This window comes from Eubacterium sp. CAG:161 (assembly GCF_000432355.1).
In the GTDB taxonomy this organism is placed as follows: Bacteria; Bacillota; Clostridia; order Lachnospirales; family Lachnospiraceae; genus Eubacterium_G; species Eubacterium_G segne.
Window position 1 is genome coordinate 60,589 of the sequence record NZ_HF991859.1, and the last position, 1,728, is coordinate 62,316.

Genomic DNA, 1,728 nt, shown 5'->3' on the forward strand with positions numbered 1-1,728 from the left:
AAAAACCATTATAAGCATAATAACCGCCATTGCCATTCCCATGGCATCATTAACGTTAATCCCCTGCATTTCAGAAATATACCCGCTTATTTCTTCTAGCCCGTAAGACCTGAACAAATACGTAATAGCTTTAATTCCATATGGATTAATTAATCCGGCAATAAATACCGCAACCATGGATAAAAGCAATGGAATAATTTTTTTATTTTCCCCTTTAACCTTTAATTTTGGAATGGAAATGCTGTCTGCCACATAAGGAAGTATTAACACAATAATCATCCACCACATAGAGGCATGAAGATTTATTTCCAAAACCGATAATATAGGAAGTGCTATAAGATACCTGGTTTTCTGCTCTTTTATAAACTTCTCAAGATAATATAATTCAACTGCAAATATAAGGGCTGTAAAAATCTTAGGTCTGGTAACACATGAAAAAGTATTTATAATAACATACACACAGCCTATAATAAAAGAAATTAAAGTATTGTTGTTAGTAACATACAAGCATATTTTATAAATTATAAGAGTTGTAATTAATGATATAATACTCATGGTCACAACCATTCCCATTACGCCAAATGTATTATAAATTAATGCGAAAATAACAGAGCTAAGCCACTGCTGCATAACAAAATTCCATCCCTGATGCATTGTAAAAGGCTCCGTATGGGGAATGCCATTAGCCATTACATAATCCCCACCTTTTAACAAAAACCAGAAATCATTATCAATAACCGGATTTATGGTAAGCAGTACAAGAACTGAAAGCACGACTCCAAATATAATAGTAATTTTCTTTCCCTGAGTTGCCGGGTTACTATAAGTCATTTTTTAATTCCTCCCCAATTTTCAACCATTAACCTATTCCACCTAAAATTGCTCCGGCAACTAATGCTACAAAAGCCAAAGGAACAAGCACATACTTTCCAAGAGGCATAAACCACTTTCCAATAGGCTTGTCCTTGCCCTGGTTTACTGCTTCTAATGCAAAATCTTTTCCTGCTACCCAGAAGAACATGATGCCTGCAAGCATTGCTCCTAACGGACAAATATATATTGAAACGGCATCCATCCATCCTGATACGATTCCCTGAATTGCAAGTCCCACAATACAACCAATAGCAGCTATTACACCAACTGCTGCCGGTCTTTTAAGACCAAACTTTTCCTGCATTGTTGCTACCGGTGCTTCGTATAAATTAACCAGTGAGCTCATTCCTGCAAAAAGTACGCAAATGTAAAATACTATTCCAACTATTTTTCCACCGGGCATTCCATTAAACACATTTACCAAATATACAAACATCAGTCCCGGGCCTCCTGAAGATAACTCTGCACCTCCAACTGCCATTCCCGGAATAATTACAAATGCCGCAAGTAATGCTGCCAAAGTATCAAATATAGCCACATTTCCGGCAGATGTTACAACATTTTCTGATTTGCTTAAATATGAGCCGTAAATTACTGTTCCATTTCCTGCAATGGAAAGTGAGAAAAATGCCTGACCAAAGGCAAAAATCCACAATCTTACATTTAACAGTCCTTTTGGATTAATTGTGAATATGTACTTATATCCGTCACTTGCTCCCGGTAATGTAAATATATAAATACCCAGACCTAAAAACAGCACAAATAAAAGAGGCATCATTATTTTGTTTGCCCTTTCAATTCCTCCTGCAATTCCGAATGCCATAATTACCGCTGTTACTATTACTGCAACCACCA

At 36.3% G+C, this 1,728-nt stretch carries 2 protein-coding genes; both read right to left on the reverse strand.

Annotated features, from left to right (window positions below; all coding sequences use genetic code 11):
- Nucleotides 1-831 (reverse strand): hypothetical protein (locus Q5O30_RS04475; protein WP_302674579.1); only part of this gene is annotated, 831 nt, incomplete at its 3' end.
- 28 nt (nucleotides 832-859) lie between these two features.
- A partial coding sequence (locus Q5O30_RS04480) for a sodium-dependent transporter (RefSeq protein ID WP_302674580.1) occupies nucleotides 860-1,728 on the reverse strand: 869 nt, incomplete at its 5' end.